16 protein-coding genes are annotated in these 16,632 nt (G+C 44.9%); 6 read left to right on the top strand and 10 right to left on the bottom strand.

Features of this window, described 5'->3' with window-relative positions:
• Positions 1-659: 659 nt before the first annotated feature.
• Positions 660-1,373, bottom strand: coding sequence for a DUF1997 domain-containing protein (locus tag QUA03_RS14950; RefSeq protein WP_333213075.1), 714 nt, complete (start codon positions 1,371-1,373; stop codon positions 660-662).
• 121 nt (positions 1,374-1,494) lie between these two features.
• Here QUA03_RS14950 and QUA03_RS14955 point away from each other — a divergent pair, with 121 nt between their 5' ends.
• On the top strand, positions 1,495-2,154 hold the full coding sequence (locus QUA03_RS14955) for an NAD(P)H-binding protein (protein WP_333048015.1): 660 nt from the start codon (positions 1,495-1,497) through the stop codon (positions 2,152-2,154).
• 429 nt (positions 2,155-2,583) lie between these two features.
• On the top strand, positions 2,584-3,870 hold the full coding sequence (locus tag QUA03_RS14960) for a glycoside hydrolase family protein (RefSeq protein ID WP_333213076.1): 1,287 nt from the start codon (positions 2,584-2,586) through the stop codon (positions 3,868-3,870).
• 108 nt (positions 3,871-3,978) lie between these two features.
• Here the strand turns inward: QUA03_RS14960 and QUA03_RS14965 are convergent, their stop codons facing one another.
• On the bottom strand, positions 3,979-4,371 hold the full coding sequence (locus tag QUA03_RS14965; RefSeq protein WP_333213077.1) for a hypothetical protein: 393 nt from the start codon (positions 4,369-4,371) through the stop codon (positions 3,979-3,981).
• A 265-nt stretch (positions 4,372-4,636) separates the two neighbouring features.
• Here QUA03_RS14965 and QUA03_RS14970 point away from each other — a divergent pair, with 265 nt between their 5' ends.
• Entirely contained in the window at positions 4,637-4,837 is a 201-nt protein-coding gene (locus QUA03_RS14970; RefSeq protein ID WP_333213078.1) for a hypothetical protein, read from the top strand.
• A 254-nt stretch (positions 4,838-5,091) separates the two neighbouring features.
• Here the strand turns inward: QUA03_RS14970 and QUA03_RS14975 are convergent, their stop codons facing one another.
• Both QUA03_RS14975 and QUA03_RS14980 read right to left on the bottom strand, forming a co-directional pair.
• Positions 5,092-5,340, bottom strand: coding sequence for a hypothetical protein (locus QUA03_RS14975; RefSeq protein WP_333213079.1), 249 nt, complete (start codon positions 5,338-5,340; stop codon positions 5,092-5,094).
• 171 nt (positions 5,341-5,511) lie between these two features.
• Positions 5,512-5,856, bottom strand: a complete 345-nt coding sequence (locus QUA03_RS14980) for a hypothetical protein (RefSeq protein WP_015174589.1) — start codon at positions 5,854-5,856, stop codon at positions 5,512-5,514.
• 206 nt (positions 5,857-6,062) lie between these two features.
• Here QUA03_RS14980 and QUA03_RS14985 point away from each other — a divergent pair, with 206 nt between their 5' ends.
• Positions 6,063-7,568 (top strand): SGNH/GDSL hydrolase family protein, encoded by a 1,506-nt coding sequence (locus QUA03_RS14985; protein ID WP_333213080.1) that lies wholly within the window; start codon positions 6,063-6,065, stop codon positions 7,566-7,568.
• Between the two features lie 439 nt (positions 7,569-8,007).
• Here the strand turns inward: QUA03_RS14985 and QUA03_RS14990 are convergent, their stop codons facing one another.
• The 5 genes from QUA03_RS14990 to QUA03_RS15010 all read right to left on the bottom strand — a co-directional run bounded on the left by QUA03_RS14990 (position 8,008) and on the right by QUA03_RS15010 (position 12,654).
• Entirely contained in the window at positions 8,008-8,817 is an 810-nt protein-coding gene (locus tag QUA03_RS14990; protein WP_333213081.1) for an MlaE family lipid ABC transporter permease subunit, read from the bottom strand.
• Between the two features lie 207 nt (positions 8,818-9,024).
• A complete protein-coding gene (locus QUA03_RS14995; protein WP_333213082.1) occupies positions 9,025-10,059 on the bottom strand; it encodes a patatin-like phospholipase family protein in 1,035 nt (344 codons plus the stop codon).
• Between the two features lie 93 nt (positions 10,060-10,152).
• Positions 10,153-10,773 carry a methylthioribulose 1-phosphate dehydratase gene (gene mtnB, locus QUA03_RS15000; RefSeq protein ID WP_333213083.1) on the bottom strand — a complete coding sequence of 207 codons (621 nt, stop codon included), beginning with the start codon at positions 10,771-10,773 and terminating at the stop codon, positions 10,153-10,155.
• A 248-nt stretch (positions 10,774-11,021) separates the two neighbouring features.
• Positions 11,022-11,891, bottom strand: coding sequence for an HAD-IB family phosphatase (locus QUA03_RS15005; protein ID WP_333213084.1), 870 nt, complete (start codon positions 11,889-11,891; stop codon positions 11,022-11,024).
• Positions 11,824-12,654, bottom strand: a complete 831-nt coding sequence (locus QUA03_RS15010) for a Crp/Fnr family transcriptional regulator (protein WP_445304759.1) — start codon at positions 12,652-12,654, stop codon at positions 11,824-11,826. Before QUA03_RS15010 ends, QUA03_RS15005 begins: the two co-directional genes overlap by 68 nt.
• A gap of 355 nt (positions 12,655-13,009) precedes the next feature.
• Here QUA03_RS15010 and QUA03_RS15015 point away from each other — a divergent pair, with 355 nt between their 5' ends.
• Positions 13,010-13,990, top strand: coding sequence for a DALR anticodon-binding domain-containing protein (locus tag QUA03_RS15015; RefSeq protein ID WP_333213085.1), 981 nt, complete (start codon positions 13,010-13,012; stop codon positions 13,988-13,990).
• 386 nt (positions 13,991-14,376) lie between these two features.
• Positions 14,377-15,912, top strand: a complete 1,536-nt coding sequence (locus QUA03_RS15020) for an MFS transporter (protein WP_333213086.1) — start codon at positions 14,377-14,379, stop codon at positions 15,910-15,912.
• A gap of 159 nt (positions 15,913-16,071) precedes the next feature.
• Here the strand turns inward: QUA03_RS15020 and QUA03_RS15025 are convergent, their stop codons facing one another.
• Positions 16,072-16,227, bottom strand: a complete 156-nt coding sequence (locus QUA03_RS15025) for a hypothetical protein (protein ID WP_333213087.1) — start codon at positions 16,225-16,227, stop codon at positions 16,072-16,074.
• Between the last annotated feature and the right edge of the window lie 405 nt (positions 16,228-16,632).

Raw genomic sequence — 16,632 nt, forward strand, 5'->3', positions numbered from 1 at the left:
GAGGGAAATCCTGATGACAGAAGCAGAATTTTTTAATAACAATGCTCTCGAACTTGATGGGATCTGACGTGAAACTATTGTGTCTAACCCTGTGCTAAATTGACCCATAATAAAAACTAATTTTTGTGATAAGAAATCAGCATATAGCAATCCTAAATAATTTGTGAATTTCCTACGGACTCCCAGCGGGTTGGGGGAAGGTTGGGGTGGGGTAAAAAAATTACGACTCCTGCAAGGATTGCTATATGTCAAATGCAATCATGACCTTACCCTTAAATTTTATTAGCAATAACTTGGTTATTTGGATTAACTGCTCAAGCAAGTGTTGGATTCAAAAACATAGGCATAAGGCGCGCCCTAAGAACCCGGAGACCGTGATATCAGTTTTAAAAAAGCAACTGTATACTCGTGATTCCAACCCATACACAATCAGTTATTCCTAATAATTTAATCTACAATTGTGCGAGTGAACGTTCACGCCGAAGTCTAACTTATGAGTAATGTGTGCAGTACACACCCTACAAATGTGAGTTAAGCTAATCCGCATTTAAATTGCAGAGTAAAATAGATCTTTACTCTTGTGGGGAGTAGGGGTTGGGCAGGAGATCCCACACTTAACATACAATTTAAATGCAGTACAGCTTAGAGCGTAAGTCTCCTTAATGTTTCTTAGGATTTTTCGGAAAAGGAATGCCCAAACTTTCGTGAAAAACAACCTGAGTTTTATAAGTCAAGCGCCGGTTAACTTGTTTGATGATTTTTTCCAAAAGCGCATCGCCGGTTTTTTCTATTAAAGGTTGAGACATCGATCGAATAAACTTAGGAAAGCAAACTCCCACAGCCAAATCCAGCTTCCACGTAGTAATGGTAATCGCAGGCGGCAGCTTAGCACGTTCCGAGCTCGGCCAATCGGCGGCAAATTCCTGAGACGGTATCTCCACTAGCTTCATTGCCGATCGAAAATCCACTTCATACCCAGGCGAGGTATAATCGGGAACCGGAATAGTCTTAATCAAATAGCAGCCTTCAGCATCCGGCGGCAGCAACTCTAAACCAATTCTCGCTTCAACACGGTAGCCGAAAGCCCCAAAACGCCCGATTAATAAATCATAGCCGTTTTCTCCAAGCGGCTCGGCCTTCATCGGCGAAGCGCACTGGCAAAACCAAGTCTTGTGGTTGTTCAAATGCGTTGCCACCGTCTCCGCATCCGCGTACATCTCCATGCTGTCTTCAAAATGCGTGTGAAACCAAATCGGCTCAACTTCCTCTCCTGCATCCGCGCTTCCACTTTCGGGCTGTTGGAAACTCGCATCTGGGTAGTAGTTTTCGTCAGAAGCTTCAACAGTTTGATATTCAGCGGAATCCTGCTTCATCGTATGCTCTCCTGTTATACACGCCAATCAATCTGGTTGGGGATGTGTTAAGGAAGTTTCCTCCCTACAATTGAGAAATTGATAGTAACAAAACTTACCCTAGTTCAGCATAACTCGACTTATGAAAGCATTTGTAGCAGGAGCCACAGGTCAGACTGGTCGCCGAATCGTCGCAGAATTAGTCAAGCGAGGTATTCCCGTGCGCGCGTTAGTCCGAAATCTAGACACAGCTAGACAAATTTTACCACCGGAGGCTGAGTTAGTGACTGGGGATGTATTAAATGCGACTTCCCTGGGCGATGCGATCGGCGATAGTACGGTATTGCTGTGCGCGACAGGGGCGGCCCCTGGTTTTGACCCCACAGCGCCTTACAAGGTGGATTTTGAAGGTACTAAAAATTTGGTGGATGCAGCTAAGGCTAAGGGAATTGAGCATTTTGTGCTTGTGACTTCTCTGTGTGTCTCTCAGTTTTTTCACCCGCTGAATTTGTTCTGGCTGATTCTAGTTTGGAAAAAGCAAGCCGAGGAGTATTTGCAAAAAAGCGGCTTGACTTATACGATCGTCCGTCCGGGCGGCCTCAAAAATGAGGATAATTCAGATGCGATCGTCATGACAGGTGCGGACAAAATGTTTGAGAGCAGCATTCCCCGCACCAAGGTAGCCCAAGTGTGCGTAGAGGCGCTATTTCAGCCGACTTCTCGCAACAAGGTTGTGGAAATTGTGGCGAAGTCGGAGGCTCCGCAAAAGAGTTTTGAGGAGTTGTTTGCCGGCGTGGTTTGATTGAATTAGCCTCGCTTGAGTTCGGTGCGTCAATCGATTTTAGATTTGAGATTTGAGATTTTAGATTGAAGCATTGACCCCACCGATAAATTCGGGGGCTCCTTTATCGGATACAGGTTTTTTATTTCTGGACGGATGAATCCGGGGACTTGTATCCTGGATGCTTTCGGCCAGACAAAAAACCATTTGATTTGGGTCTTAGATGTTGCACCATTGTCCAGAACAGGCTGTCCGGCCTGTTCTACAAAAAGTGCATTTTCTTGTGGGGTGGGCATCCTGCCCGCCCAAAAAAGGCTTAGCGAGAATGGTGCAAGATGTGATTTGGGTCAAAGATTGGGGCTGACGCAGCCTACAACAATTTTCCGATCGCCAAATCTGGCAAAATCTTAATAGTTTTACGATTCGCCGTTGAAATTTCCCTCTCTCAGCATGAAAACTCTCAAGTGGCCAGGTTGGCTCCCCTATCCGATTTCGTGGTTAAGGGCATTTGCTCTCGCTCAGAGTTTTAGTTTTGTCCTTCGCAGGGGCATTCCTTTTGTCAGCGACAATATCGGCTTTCTGACTCTACTGCTGGCGGCTTGGCTAATTCAGTTGCCTTTGTTTTTTGTGTTTCACTTGTTCGCCGTCAAAATCTTAAATCCCTTACTAATTATGCTGCCGGAGCGCTTTCGCGTTGCGCGCAAGTTCAAGCGCAGGCACATTGGTATTCGATCGCACTTGCGAGAAGGCTTGAATGCTGTTGTAGTGATTTTTTTTGCCTTTAATCTGTCGCTGTTGGTGCAACTTGCGATTTTTTATTGGCCAGCGCGATCGATCGATCCGGCCCAGTTGCTAACAGGAATATCTACTCTAACAAATGTTGCGGTAGCCGGTGAATTAGATTTCTGGCTGAGCAAATTGGCGGGGATTTTATCGAGTCTAACGCTGGTAGCCGCGCCGCTATATCAATACGATTTTCGGGTGCGCCAGATGCGGGCGGCGCGAAAATTAGCCGAAATTTCGGAAATGGAAATGAGTTGGCTAGAAGCTGAGAAATTCGGCCGTCGCAAAAGAGGTTTGCTGAGGCGATCGGAGATTCAAATCCTCGGATTTATACTTTTAATCGGCGCTGTGATTGGCGGCGGTGTTTTTTTGGTTGACAGTTTGCGGGGAAATCAGCAGTTATCGCAGTCGGTAAGCGGGGTGGGAAAATTCCCGCCGCTGGCTATGAAAACCGGCGATCCTTATATTCGGGCGCTGATGCGTACTATTTCTGCTAGCGAGTCGAATGTTGCTCGGCCTTATCACGTGGTTTACGGTGGCAAATACATATTAGATTTGAGCCGCCATCCTGACTGGTGCGTGAAGATTGTTAATGGCCCGAATCTAGGTAAGTGTACTACCGCTGCGGGCAGGTATCAATTTCTGACTACGACTTGGAAGGAGAAGGCTAAGCGCTATCAGGCGCGTCGTGCTAATTTTTTATTCTGGGAAGATTACAGTTTTGAACCAGAAGATCAGGATGCTGTGGTTTATGCTTGGTTGAGCGATCGCAAGTTTTGGAAAGCTGATATTCCTGAGATGTTGCGCCAGGAAAGATTAACTGATGTATTGCGGATGCTTTCGGGAACTTGGACGAGTTTGGGATATGGAATTGAGAACAATTCTATGAGTTCTCGTTTGCCGAAAGTCTACCGGGAAATGCTCCGGGAAGAATTGGAAAATGCTGGTTCTTAGGGAGTTAAATGTTGACGGTTGACTGTTCACTGTTCACTGTTGACGAATGTTATTGGTTATTAACCAGCCAAAGCAATTAAGGAATAACCACTAAGAAGTAACGAATAACTAATTCTTCAATTTTGGTAAAAATGCGGTCAAACATTTGTACAATTCTAATCCAGGCCCTGCTTGCAGTGGATAAAGCCTGTCGAAATTAATGGGGTTTCCCGGTGCTAATTTCCACTCGGTTTTCTGTGGTGTTTTTGGGAAAATTTCGATTGCTACCGTGATGTTAATAATGTTGTTGTGCTGGGGGATGCCCCGGAAGCAGTAACTTTTGCCCGTGCGTTTGTCTGAATCGCTGCCGGTGATGTATCTGTCTTGTTTGCGAAATTGGATTTCTCGAAAAGGTCGATCGATCGCAAAGGAGTCTCGGTAGCGGTAGTCTCCCTCGCGCAAGCTTTCGACAGTCGGCTGGATTTGACTTATAACTGTTGCTGTACTAAGAGTTAGCATCATTGATCCGCGTTCCTCCTGTAAAATCGGTGATTTTGATTGCTGGTGTCTGTGTCGTCGCGGGCGATCGGCTTAAACAAACCAGCCGTGTAACAAATTAATAAAAGCCGTTAAGCAGTTTAAGTTGATCCCTAGCTATCGTGAATAATTATTTCATGATTTCATCTCTGTTACCTATCTGAGTAATAATAGAAACATACAGCAAGCCGTGAGAAATTTTACGGGCGCATATTTAGGGATTAATTGACGATACTGCGAGGATACTGCTATGTTGTGCGTGACGCGAGAAACAAAAAATTTAGGGCGGCTGGAAACCGACAATTCCCAACGGCGAGGCTCTTTCACCTCTGCGTCTAAAAGTACCCGTATTCTGCGATCGCGAGTTTACAAAGATGAGGCTCTGGTGTCGGCTGCGCTAGCGGGACTGCCAGCTCTTTTGGCATCCCTCGAAAGCTTTCGCGAGGAGTAGAACCTGGCATTTTCTATTGCTATATATGGCGCGTGGATGCTTGTGATAGCGGCTGCCAACCGAGCAAGGGCTGTTTTGATTGCACCTAAAATCCTCCTCGATTTGAGTAGAGTTTTGCTGTGCTGAACTATTACAAGACTCAGAAACCTGGTTGTTTATACACAAACATTTTTACAGCCCTTTGTTATGGTATGAAAAATGGTATAAAAACCAGGTTTATTGGTATGTGTCCGTAAGTCTTGTGTTTACAAAATTTATTTGTCAGTGTCATCGGGTGCGATCGATGCCTCTACCTCTTGGGAGGAACGGCTTAACATAGAGTCGTGCAGGTGTTCGTTGTGCTGCCTTTCTTGAGCCATTAATTCTCTGGCCTTTTCTTCAGCAATTCCCTCCCCATGTGTTTCTAGCTCGTGGGAGGAACGGTTGAGCATAGAGTCGTGCAAGTGTTCGCTATGCTGCCTTTCTCGTGCAATTAGTTGTCTAGCTTTTTCTTCGGCGTTCATGGTAGTCTCTCCAAGTTTTTATGAGAACTGATTCTTATATTAAGATGCCACAATTCGAGGGTAAATGTAGCAAGATTAACATAAATTTTTACAAAAAAATGTAGAAAAAAATTGTAGAAAAAAATTGAGTTTGCTGGCGGTGGGTATTGGGATCGGTCGTTGCTGAGCTAATTATTGCCAGACGCCAGAAAATATATTCTTGACTGCGATCGCAATTCGATTTAAGTCTTCCTTCAGCAGGGGTGGCCAAGAAACTCCTCTGCGGAGTCCAGCTTCAAATTGCTGCAAACCTTCTACTGACAGTAAATGCAGTGCCGAGATTAATTGTCGATCGAGCATTGGAGATTCTTGCAGCCCTTCAAACAATATTTTTAAAGCTAATAAAATCGATGTCACCTGTCCGGGTACGGGCGGTTGACCTTGTTTGAGACGCATCAGGAAGGCGTCGGGATTTTTCTTGGTTTCCAGGGCGGTTCCTTGGTCGATCAGAAAACTGCGGGCTGTTTTGTAATCCATTTGACGTGCGATCGATCGGAGTGCAATTAATTAGCAGGTATTATATCACTTTTTGTCGCGCTCAATTTGGTAATATATTTCCATACAGCCTACACTACAGCTACTCGTGAGGTGCGCCCATAAGCAGGTTACAGCTACTGATAGACGCGAGCATTCATCCCACAGCCACCTTAAGCGAAGTGAAACGGACAGGGAAAAATAAAACAATGGCCAAACAAGGAAATAGCAGAAAATCCAAAATTTATCGCTACTTGTGGCTGATTTTTTTGTGTCTGAGCTTTCTGTTAGTTCCGCTCATTAAAAAAATAGCTGCCGATACGCCATTCCCCCCACCCGCTCCTATTGCAAATAATGCTACTTTTGGAGCGAGGATTCAAAGGACGATGGGGTTACTTGCAGCTAGCACTCCAACAGACCGCCGCCAAGTGCGTATTCTATTCTACGGTCAATCCATCACAGAACAAGATTGGTGGAAAGATGTAGTAAAGGATTTGAGACAGCGATTTCCCAATGCAGATTTGATTGTGGAAAATAGAGCAATCGGAGGATTTTCCGCCCCGATTTTAATCCGTCCCAGCGAACACGATTTGTATCCTTTTTATCCAGACTTGCTCATTTTTCACGTCTACGGAGGCGGTGAAGATTACGAAGCCATAATTGCCAATGTCCGCAGCCGCACTGCTAGCGAAATACTCTTGCATTCAGACCACATCGACTGGATGCCGACAGGCAACAGCGACGATCCAAATTCAGTCAGCAGATACGAATGGCACAACACTCATTCTACTCAATGGCTGCCGGAGTTGGCCGATAAATACGGCTGCGAAATTGCGGAAATTCGCGAACCTTGGCGCAGGTATTTGAAAGATAATCGCTTGCAGCCCAAACAGCTATTGAGGGACAGCATTCACCTCAACGATTGGGGAAACTTTCTCCTAGCTGCTCTGATAAAACCGCATCTGCGATACAAACCAAATTCTCCTCAACCGCCGCAGGATTTAGTGAAAACCTATACGGTTGGCAGCGATATTAAGTGGCAAGATGGCAAGTTGGTTTTAGAATTTGAAGGGAATAGAATAGATGCGATCGCCGATAAAACCTTCAACGGCAAGGCAATTTCTGCTAGAATTGCGATCGACGGCAAAAAACCCTCAGAATTTTCTGAACTTTACACCATCACCAGACCTAGCCTTAGCCTTGGCGTCTCTTGGCCCGCTATTCTCCAAGTATCCAGCCAAAAACCGCTAATCGTCGAAGATTGGAAAGCCATAATTACTGAGATTAACAGCGACGCTAGCAAGTTTAAATTTGACGTTGTAGGTTCTAAAACAGGTTACGACGGCAGCGGTACAAACGACGAAATGTTTGTCTCAAACTCTGGCCGCGTCGTGATTGAGTCGAGAAACTGGTGGCTGAAAAATTCTTATGAAGAGTCTAAAAAACCGACGCCTAAAGGCTTTGAAATTTCCTGGCAGGTGCGACCAATGTTTGTTGATTCATACGTTCCTCCACAAATTACAGATTCAAGCCGCGAGTATTATACAACATTGGCTCAGAATTTGAGCAACTCCAAACATACCCTCGAAATCGTTACCGAAACAGATGGGAAAGTGCCTATTCAGGCAATTCGAGTGTATCGCCCTCCTTTCTCCAATCTCCCATCGGAAGTTGAGAGTTTTAAACCGCAGATATCAGCGGATGAACACGGATGAACGCTGATAAAATTGCATCCGCGTTTATTTGCGTTAATCTGCGGTTTAAAAAATCTTCATGTTGATTTTATAGCAATGGCCTTGGCGGCGTAGGCCGTTGATGATTGTTCAAATCATTAATATTTAAGCATCTTGAGCGAAAGCATCCAGGATACAAGCCCCCGGATTCATTCCGAAAGCAGACTCAGGACCCAGAAATAAAAAACCTGTATCCCAATACGCTTGGGTTAGCGCTTTCAGACGAATTTCATTTCACGCATTTATGAGAGTTCCCGACTTGTGAAAGGAAATCCGATTATTCTTATGTGAACCGTATTGACGTGTATCCAATAAAAAAGCCCCCGAGTTTATCCCTGGGGTCAATGGTTCAATTCTTTAATCTAAAATCTAAAATCTAAAATCTAAAATCGATTGACTCCTGCTATAATCGCCAAGATTATCAATTTCTAGGAATCCCCAACTCCTGAGACATCAACAGCGATAAACATAAATCCGCCATAAAAATCAACACCCAAGAAGTTACCACCGCCGCCGTGGCAGCTTGGCCTACTCCTTTCCCTCCGCCCACCGTCGTCAATCCCCAACCGCAACCGACAAGGGCAATTATCAACCCAAAAATAAAACTTTTAATCGCCACAGTTACTAAATCCCAAGGCGCCAAAAAAGTCCGCACTGATTCCAAAAATACCGACGGTTCCAAATTATAAAAATTAACCGCTACAAATAGCCCGCCCAAAATCCCCACCGCTACCGCAAAAATTGTTAGAATCGGGAGCATGATGCAGCAAGCTATCACCCTCGGCACCACTAAATAATCAACCGGATTTGTTCTTAACATATACAGGGCGTCTATTTGTTCCGTCACCTGCATTTCTCCTATCTCCGCCGCAAAAGCCGAACCTACTTGTCCCGCCACCACGCCCCCCGTTAAAAGCGGTGCTAATTCCCCACAAAATGCCACAGCAAAAGGACCTCCCACCGCCTCAACCGCCCCAAAGCGAACCAATTCTCGGGCGGATTGAAAGGTAAAAATCATGCCCCCAAAAAAGGCTATTAGCAGCACGGATCGCAAAGAATCCAAGCCTACCGTTACTAAATGTTCCATGATTTTGCGGCGGTCAATTTTGCCTTGGACTATGCGTAGCAGCACTTGGCCACCCAGGAACAATGTCACCAAAAAACGCTGAAACCACCTGTTATTGAAGGTTTCATCTAAATGTCGATCGTGTTCTTGGTCTTTTTTAACCAATGACTCAGGGCTCGCGATTAATTGCAAACAGGGCGAAGCACTGCCACCTACTGATTTTCGGCAATCCTACAGCAATTATTGCACGATTTGTCAACATATATTTTCAGTCTGCCTGCCCTGCAGTTGGTGGGTTGGGCGCGGTTTAAGATTTATTTATTGGTGACTTAACTTAATCGCCGCGCCTAACCCACCCTACAATATGACTGACTACTGGGCAAGCAACAACTCGATAAACTTATCCAACTGTTCATTATTCTTTTCGGTTTGCTCTTTGCCAATTCTCAGCAGGTCTGATATTTTCTCTTCCGAGGCATCATCAATCTGCAGCGGTTGTTCATGGCTCAAATCGGGAGTAATTCTCAAATATTGATTCGGTCTTTCAACCGCATCATAAATCTGGATGAGTTGATAATTTACAGTTTCCGCAACTCCCGTCATCATGATATTAATTAAAGGCTCAACCCACTCAACTTGACCCCAATTTTTTACTTCTTCATAGGGGAATTTTTTCTGAGCTTCTCCTGTCCCCAGCGATAAAATTACCATATCTTTTGCTGTCGGGCTTTTGTCGAGGCTATCGTCAGGAATACTGAATTTATTTCTAACTTCAGCATAGGCACAAAGTGCCGGATTGTTGGCGAATACTCCCCCGTCAATTAAAGCGTAGCGTTCGTTAGTCAAAGAGTAAATTTTTGGAACTTCAAAATATGAGGGAGCGGCAGATGTGGCTCTGGCGATATCTCTGATAAAATAGTCTTCGGCTGGATATTGTTGAGCATCTATTTGATCGAAAAAGTGAGCTTTTCTTCTTTCGATGTCGTAACTGGAAATCAAACAAGGTTTTAGCAGTTGGCTGAGTTTGCAATCTCTAAAGTTTTCCAAAAATAATTTTTCTAAGCGATCACTCGCATATTTCTCATCTATCAAACCATCTAGAGATCTGACTTTTTGCCAAAATGAAGTCTGAAAAACGTCACGGCCACTCTTAATCGAAAAATTAACAGCGTCTTGGGCCGCCCAGCGAGGTCTGCTTGGATTTTCGCCATCTGGACACAAATAGATGCAAGTTAAAATTCCTCCCGCACTCGTGCCGGCGATTAAATCAAAATAGTCAGCTATTCTCGCATCTGGGTTGCCACTTTTTTGTTGCAGCTTTGACTCAACGCTAACTAAAATTTGCGCGGGAATAATTCCTCTAATTCCGCCTCCATCTATGGATAAAATCCGGGTATATTTAGCCATAACTGTTGTCTATTCTGGACGTTTGCTCGTTTCCTAATTTCAAATCCCTAAGCCTCGGAATTCATGCACCGCTCAATCTCTCCTCTCAAATCTTCAATCTAAATTTAATTGGCGGGCTGCGATCGTATAGCGAAAAATGTATTCTACAATTTCTACGTAATTGTAGGCGGCGGCTGGCGAGTCTGCCCAGACTGTGATGCCGTGATCGCGAATTAATAAAGCGGGTACAGAGGGCGCACAAATGGCAAAGAATTCGCAAATTTCCTTGGCTATCTTAGGGACTTCCAAATAATTTGTAAAGAGGGGTATCGACACTTGCGGGTTTTCCTCCCAAACCCCCAAGCCTTTCAGCATTTCGATCGCGGGTAAAGGCACTGCATCTCCTACAGTCAGCCGAGAAACTAAATTTGCCTCGATGGAGTGGACGTGATAGCAAGCTTTAGCGTCTGGAAAACAATTGTAAACGGCTAAATGAATGCTGGTTTCGGCCGAAGGGCGGCTGTCGGCAACAGGTTGCTCGACAATTGCGCCGTCTGAGCTCATTCTGATAAAATCTCGTTCAGTTAACTGCCCTTTCGCACGGCCGCTAGCAGTAATCCAAAAACTGCCATCGGGTAAGCGGGCTGAAAGATTGCCAGCAGTCCCAACCATCCAACCGCGATCGTAAAAATGTTTGGCTGCTGCAATTAAATCTGATCTTAAATCGCCACTCATTCTTTACAAATCCTCAGTTTTTAATCTACTTTTTGCGTTAATAGGAATTGTGCTGGCCTATCTAAACGTAGGGTAATCCGTACACACCTTATATCAAATTCGATCGCATCGGACTTATCTGCACGGGGGCGGGTTTATTATATTGTTTATTATGGGCAATTATTGTGGGTGAACCCTCCCCTACAAAATTTAACATCATACAATACCGATGCAAACGGAATTTATATTACCTGAGAAAGGCGATAGTTTCAATTCCATTTTTGGGACAAATTTTCCAAAATGTCAAAAAAATTATCCCATTTAGTATAAGGCTTTTGTTGTTCGTCTAGATACTCGGCAAGCCGATCGCGCGCAAACACCGACGAAGCCTGCAAAGCCATATTAAAATCCGTCAGCGAATCTCCTATCGCCACTTGTTCCTGGGCCGGGTGCTGGCCCATCACCCGCACCTTAGACACCAATTCCTCATCTCCTTCAAACTTAGAATTGACTTGCAAGCGAGGGCCACTAGCGTCCACATCCACAGCGTAAATAACGCTCGCCCGCTTTACCAAATCGCCCATTACCGTCTCTACCATAATCCGAAGACCGCCGGACACGATCGCAAAATCTACCTTTTTCTCGTCCAAAAAATCCAGCAATTCCACCAATCCCGGCCGCATCAGCTTTGCCCTAGAAAATTCCACAATTTCCCCGTAACGTTCCGAGGGAATAGACTCTAGTAACTGCCGCACTCCCGATCGCAAACTCAACCTTCTAGCGTATATTTCAGGCATCAGTTGAGACGACAGTTCCGGTGCGAAATGCTTGAGCATTGCCACAAAAGTTTCTTCAACAGTTATCGTGCCGTCAAAGTCGCAGAATACCACCCGTTGCTGATTGTTCGGGATTGAAGATTTTTGCTTGTCATCGGTCATTGTCAGTCGCACCTTTCGAGAACGGGAAAAGTTTACACAATTCATCCTACACTGTCGAGTGATCGAGCGCGACTGCCCAAAACTAATCGTGACGCGCTGTTTGTTAGCAATTTCCCGCCGGATTTTATGCAGATTATTCGAGAGAATCTTCATCATCCAGGGAATCATCCAGGGAATCTTCATCTTCCAGGGAATCTTCATCTTCCAGGGAATCTTCCAAGGAATCTTCTACGTCCTGCTTTTGGTTTTTTGTCTTTTGGGGGTTAGACTTAGCCGGCAAACAGATTAAATTATCATCCTCAGTATTAATCAAACCTTTCGATCGCAACTTACCCATCAGCCGCGTCACCGTCACCCGCGTTGAGCCGATTGCGCTGCCAATTTGAGCGTGCGTCAAAGTCCAAGGCAGCCGGTAGCCCCGAACCACCTCTGGTTCGTCGTCACCTACGTAAGGTTCGCCGAACTCCTCGATCAATAAAGTGAGAAACCCCAACAGTCGGTCGATCGTCCGGCGCTGTCCCAAAGTGCTCAGCCAGAGCAGTTTCCGCTGGTGTTGGTAACGAAACGCATCCAAAATTTCTCTACGAAAGTGAGGCCAATTATCCAAGTCGTGCCAATACATCCACACTACGTGAGTTTGATCGGCATGAGCGTAAGCTTGGAGAGTAAACGGAGACTGAGCAACCAGTTCAAAGGGCTGACCGGCGCCGACGAAGCCCAAAAAAGCTTCTTCTGTAGTTTTCTCAGCGGATTTCGACTTCGTCGCCGCAGCGCTAACTTGAGCGCTGCCTACGAGCCGCACAGAACCTTTCTGGACTAAATAGAGCAGTCCGGGTCTTGCCGGAATCCGCTCGTCTTTGCTAAAAGTCCGGCAGCGGTAGTGTTCCTGGGCCCAGTCGATAATTCGCTGCCAAGTGATAAAAGGTCGATCGATAGTCTCTAGATGTGTGGAAGTTGATTGCATAAGTGAGGCTCTGGGATATATTTAATAGTGAGAAAAACAGCTTTTGCCAGCAGTGCGATACCAAGTGAGACAACCAACCCCCGATCAAGCTTGCACGCTTCTTAACTGTGCTGACTTTTCTTAGTTTTACCGAAAAATTTAATGTAGCAAAAAATACATCAAAATGGTAGAGTTCAGCAAAAAATTTGTCGTAAATTATTGTATATTTAGCAAAAAAATCCCTAGAAAGCCTATTAATTCGATGTAGCCCCGATCGGGGGAGCAGATCGACTATCTCTGACATCAGCAGTTTAACGTACAAGAACAGTGGAAGTGGTAACACTCGATAGTTGCTCTTACGTTAGGATGAGCCGATATGGATACAGCAAATATGGAGCAGTGCCTGGAAGTTACAGTGAAGTGTTTCTTGCTTTCCAGGTTCCAAAGCGCGATCGCCCAGCAAGAGGCACTAGGGAAAATTCCATTAAATCTCATAGGTGACACCATTCTCAAGAACGGGCAAGATGCCCATTCCACAAGAGATGAATTTTCTTGTGGAACAGGCAAGATGCCTCTTGCTAAACAAGTAATTGAGAATGGTGCAATATTTCCGTTAAATCGGAGTAAAGATAGCGCGCGGGTGCTGTACGTGTCTGCGATCGCCCTGAAATTGGCTAAAACTTGGCAGCAGACACCGCAGACAATTGCGACCGAGTTGGCCGAAACTCTCGAACCCCTGTGCTACCCAGATTTCGCCGTTAAAGTCGCGCCGGCGGGAATTATTGAGCTGGAGTTGACTGATGCAGGTTTAGCCGTCTGGTTGCAGCGTTTAGCTCAAACGAACCTCCCAATTCCCGAATCTAGAATATTATCCCCTGTTGTGTCTGCTGATCGACTGTTTCCCATTCAGTACAGCCACGCGCGCTGCTGTTCCCTGCTGCGAATGGCCCACCGCGATCGCATAATTGCGATCGCCCAGCCAGATGTCACTACAGCGCCACAAATTTGGTCGCTGGCGAGTCCAAATCCTATCCCTTGGATTGACGAGGGCGATCGAGTGCGGTTAGTGCATCCAGCCGAACGCCGTTTAATATCCCAACTGTTAACAGTGCTAGACAATTTATATCCTACTTTCGGGGTAAAAAAACGTGAACAACCTGTCAATTATTTCAAATTAGCCAATAGTTTGAGCGAAGCATTTCAGACTTTTTACACTCACTGCCGAATTTGGGGAGAAGTCAAAATAAGACAGCCAAAACTCGCCCAAGCCCGATTAGGTTTAATATTAGCAACTCAATCTTTGTTGCGATTTATCCTAGAAGAGTTATTGAGCACCCTTGCTCCTTTAGAACTTTAGATTTAATCCTTATTATTTTTTTTAGCAACATTTTTCCCTACTCAGAGGTGGCTTTCCGCAAGTTTCCTTGACTTCTTCCATCGGAAAATTTTTCTATTTTATCTGGATTGCGATGAACCATGCAGTAAGCTAATGTCGCATAGAAAATTTCTAAAAAATTAGCTATTTCTTGACAATTTTACCTGAGTGCTTAATAAAATTAATTTCTTTTATCTAAGTTGGGTCGTCTTATTTTATTTTATTTTATTTTATTTCTTGAAGTAATCTTTTTTTGGGGTTTTTAGACTGATCATTTTTACCTGACATCTATGGCTGTGCTCCTTAAAATACTTAATCTTATATTATACAATTAAGCTGCTACGCAGCTTATCTATTGGCTATCCAGTATGCTAGAAAAACAAGAAGAAGAATACAGCTTAGTAGGAACGAATCCTCTCCCTCTTCAGGAAGAAATCCAAGAGGATATAGCCTTACCAGAGATGGTACTTCTGACCAATCGACCTCTAAAACTTTCCAAACCGGAAACTCGGTCAAGCCTCAGAGCCCTAACTTTGGACGGTGTATTTGCTACGCTTTTTTACAGCATCATCGGCGGCGCGTTGCTCAGTAATTTCTTGCTCGATTTGGGGGCTGGTCCAGTCGAAATTGGTATGCTCTCCTCCATTCCTCAACTGGTAAATATGCTCCAACCGTTCGGAGCTTATATAGCAGACCGAACACAAAGCCGCCACTGGTATTCCTTCTGGATTTTCGGAATGTCGCGACTGCTGTGGCTGATTCTCGTGCCAGCCCTTTGGTTGGGAGGCTCATTTCATCTGGCCGGACATCAGCTAGTGCAGTTGACATTGGCAATCATCTGGGTAACTCAAGTCTTAGAATCTTTAGGTCGTGCTTCGTTCTTGAGCTGGTTGGCGGCGTTAGTACCTGAGCGGTTGCGCGGGCGGTATTTTGGCTTTCGCAATAGTGCTGTCAGCTTGACGAATCTCATTGGTGTGCCGTTGCTGGCTCTAGTGGTATCGAACTGGCCCGGTGGAAAGCTCCAAGGTTACAGTGCCATCTTGGTTTTAGGAATTGTACTTGGCCTCATCAGTCTAGGTTGTCAGTTCTTTATGACCGATGTGAACCCAAAGCTTGTACACGTCACGCATTCAGATACAGGCGAAAAATCATCCACAGGGACAATTTTTAGCTTTCTCAAGGAAGCCAATTTTTTAAAGTTTTTGCTTTACTCTGGTCTATGGAGCTTTGCCGTTAACGTCAGCGCGCCCTTCTTTAATCTTTACTTGCTGGATGACCTAAATATAGATGTCAGCGTGGTAACGCTCTATAGCAGTTTAGGTGCTGGTGCTAACTTGCTGATGCTGGTTTTTTGGGGGAAGCTGGCTGACCGGGTTGGGAATCGCCCGATTATGCTAGTAGTGGGAGTTTTGGTGGCTCTGACCCCTCTACTCTGGCTAGAAGGTGGAACGGCTCCAATTTTCCTATGGGTCTGGTTTCCGCTGTTGCACATAATCGGCGGTGGGACGTGGGCGGCGATCGACCTGTGCAGTGGTAATCTGATGATGTCGGTGGCACCACTGTTGAATCAGTCGATATACTTTGCGATCGCAGCTGCGGTTCCTGGTGTCACTGGGGCAATGGGAATCACCGTGGGTGGCTTTATAGCCACTTTGACCAATCTCGGTGGCTTGCCAGGGGTGTTTGCGCTCTCAGCCGTTTTACGACTGGTGGCTCTCCTGACCTTGGTTTTTGTTCACGAGCAGCGTTCTGTGTCTTTGGGTAAGTTTTGGCTGCTCTTGTTGCCAGCTTGGTGGAGAAGAGTGGCAATTGAACCTGGAGACATCAGGTTTCAACCATTAATAGTTGAACAGTTGGACTGTCCACCTGAAAGCTCATGCGATCGCTCTTCAACTCTTGATTGATTGTACGGCACAAGAGTCCGAAAATAATTCATAAAAGAGTTGATCAACTATTTTTCAAGTGTTAAAATACTCATCAGATAATCTCAGATGTGACGGTTGTTGGGTCGCTTTTTTTCAGAAATATAAAGTCTGGCTACTCGGATAAGTTTTGAATAGTATCTAATTATTTCTGGGTGCGTTAAATATTTTTGACGATGCCGATGGAGCTTTGAGGAACGATCGCCAATTCTCCGGCTTGTCGATCGCTTCTGGAACGACGATGCTAAATTTAATCACTTGACGAGCGGCTGTTAAGGGTTCTTCAAATTCTGGCATTGTAACCCACATTCCGCACCCCCAACTGGCACATAGGCAGATGGAGGGGATAAAAGTAAATCATCCGAGATAATCGTGAGTAAAAACACCCAAAAATCTGTGCAACGCTCGCATCACTCAGTTAGGAATTCCTAAAAATTGACATGAGGGCATTAATTCAATCTTCTTAACCCATTAAAAGTCAAAAATCAGACCATTGATAACTATTAATTCCCAGCATATATCGCCTGCATTATGACAATAATACATCACTGCTGAATCAACAATTATTTAAATGTAAGTCAGTTTTACCAATCAATAATCGACTTCATTTCACAACAAAAAATAATAAGACCGACAGGTGACTGGAAATAAATTTAAGATGGCTAACCGTTCTGATGTCAAATTAGAAACTTGCTGAATTCC

The sequence above is a fragment of the Microcoleus sp. S36b_A4 genome (assembly GCF_036700645.1).
In the GTDB taxonomy this organism is placed as follows: domain Bacteria; phylum Cyanobacteriota; class Cyanobacteriia; order Cyanobacteriales; family Microcoleaceae; genus Microcoleus.

What these genes read in the sequence shown, in the direction of transcription:
- QUA03_RS14950 (WP_333213075.1), bottom strand. Translation starts at nt 1,373, where the DNA reads ATGAAGCAGGATTCCGCTGAATATCAAACTGTTGAAGCTTCTGACGAA.
- QUA03_RS14955 (WP_333048015.1), top strand. Translation starts at nt 1,495, where the DNA reads ATGAAAGCATTTGTAGCAGGAGCCACAGGTCAGACTGGTCGCCGAATC.
- QUA03_RS14960 (WP_333213076.1), top strand. Translation starts at nt 2,584, where the DNA reads ATGAAAACTCTCAAGTGGCCAGGTTGGCTCCCCTATCCGATTTCGTGG.
- QUA03_RS14965 (WP_333213077.1), bottom strand. Translation starts at nt 4,371, where the DNA reads ATGATGCTAACTCTTAGTACAGCAACAGTTATAAGTCAAATCCAGCCG.
- QUA03_RS14970 (WP_333213078.1), top strand. Translation starts at nt 4,637, where the DNA reads ATGTTGTGCGTGACGCGAGAAACAAAAAATTTAGGGCGGCTGGAAACC.
- QUA03_RS14975 (WP_333213079.1), bottom strand. Translation starts at nt 5,340, where the DNA reads ATGAACGCCGAAGAAAAAGCTAGACAACTAATTGCACGAGAAAGGCAG.
- QUA03_RS14980 (WP_015174589.1), bottom strand. Translation starts at nt 5,856, where the DNA reads ATGGATTACAAAACAGCCCGCAGTTTTCTGATCGACCAAGGAACCGCC.
- QUA03_RS14985 (WP_333213080.1), top strand. Translation starts at nt 6,063, where the DNA reads ATGGCCAAACAAGGAAATAGCAGAAAATCCAAAATTTATCGCTACTTG.
- QUA03_RS14995 (WP_333213082.1), bottom strand. Translation starts at nt 10,059, where the DNA reads ATGGCTAAATATACCCGGATTTTATCCATAGATGGAGGCGGAATTAGA.
- mtnB (WP_333213083.1), bottom strand. Translation starts at nt 10,773, where the DNA reads ATGAGTGGCGATTTAAGATCAGATTTAATTGCAGCAGCCAAACATTTT.
- QUA03_RS15005 (WP_333213084.1), bottom strand. Translation starts at nt 11,891, where the DNA reads ATGAAGATTCCCTGGAAGATGAAGATTCCCTGGATGATTCCCTGGATG.
- QUA03_RS15010 (WP_445304759.1), bottom strand. Translation starts at nt 12,654, where the DNA reads ATGCAATCAACTTCCACACATCTAGAGACTATCGATCGACCTTTTATC.
- QUA03_RS15015 (WP_333213085.1), top strand. Translation starts at nt 13,010, where the DNA reads ATGGATACAGCAAATATGGAGCAGTGCCTGGAAGTTACAGTGAAGTGT.
- QUA03_RS15020 (WP_333213086.1), top strand. Translation starts at nt 14,377, where the DNA reads ATGCTAGAAAAACAAGAAGAAGAATACAGCTTAGTAGGAACGAATCCT.
- QUA03_RS15025 (WP_333213087.1), bottom strand. Translation starts at nt 16,227, where the DNA reads ATGCCAGAATTTGAAGAACCCTTAACAGCCGCTCGTCAAGTGATTAAA.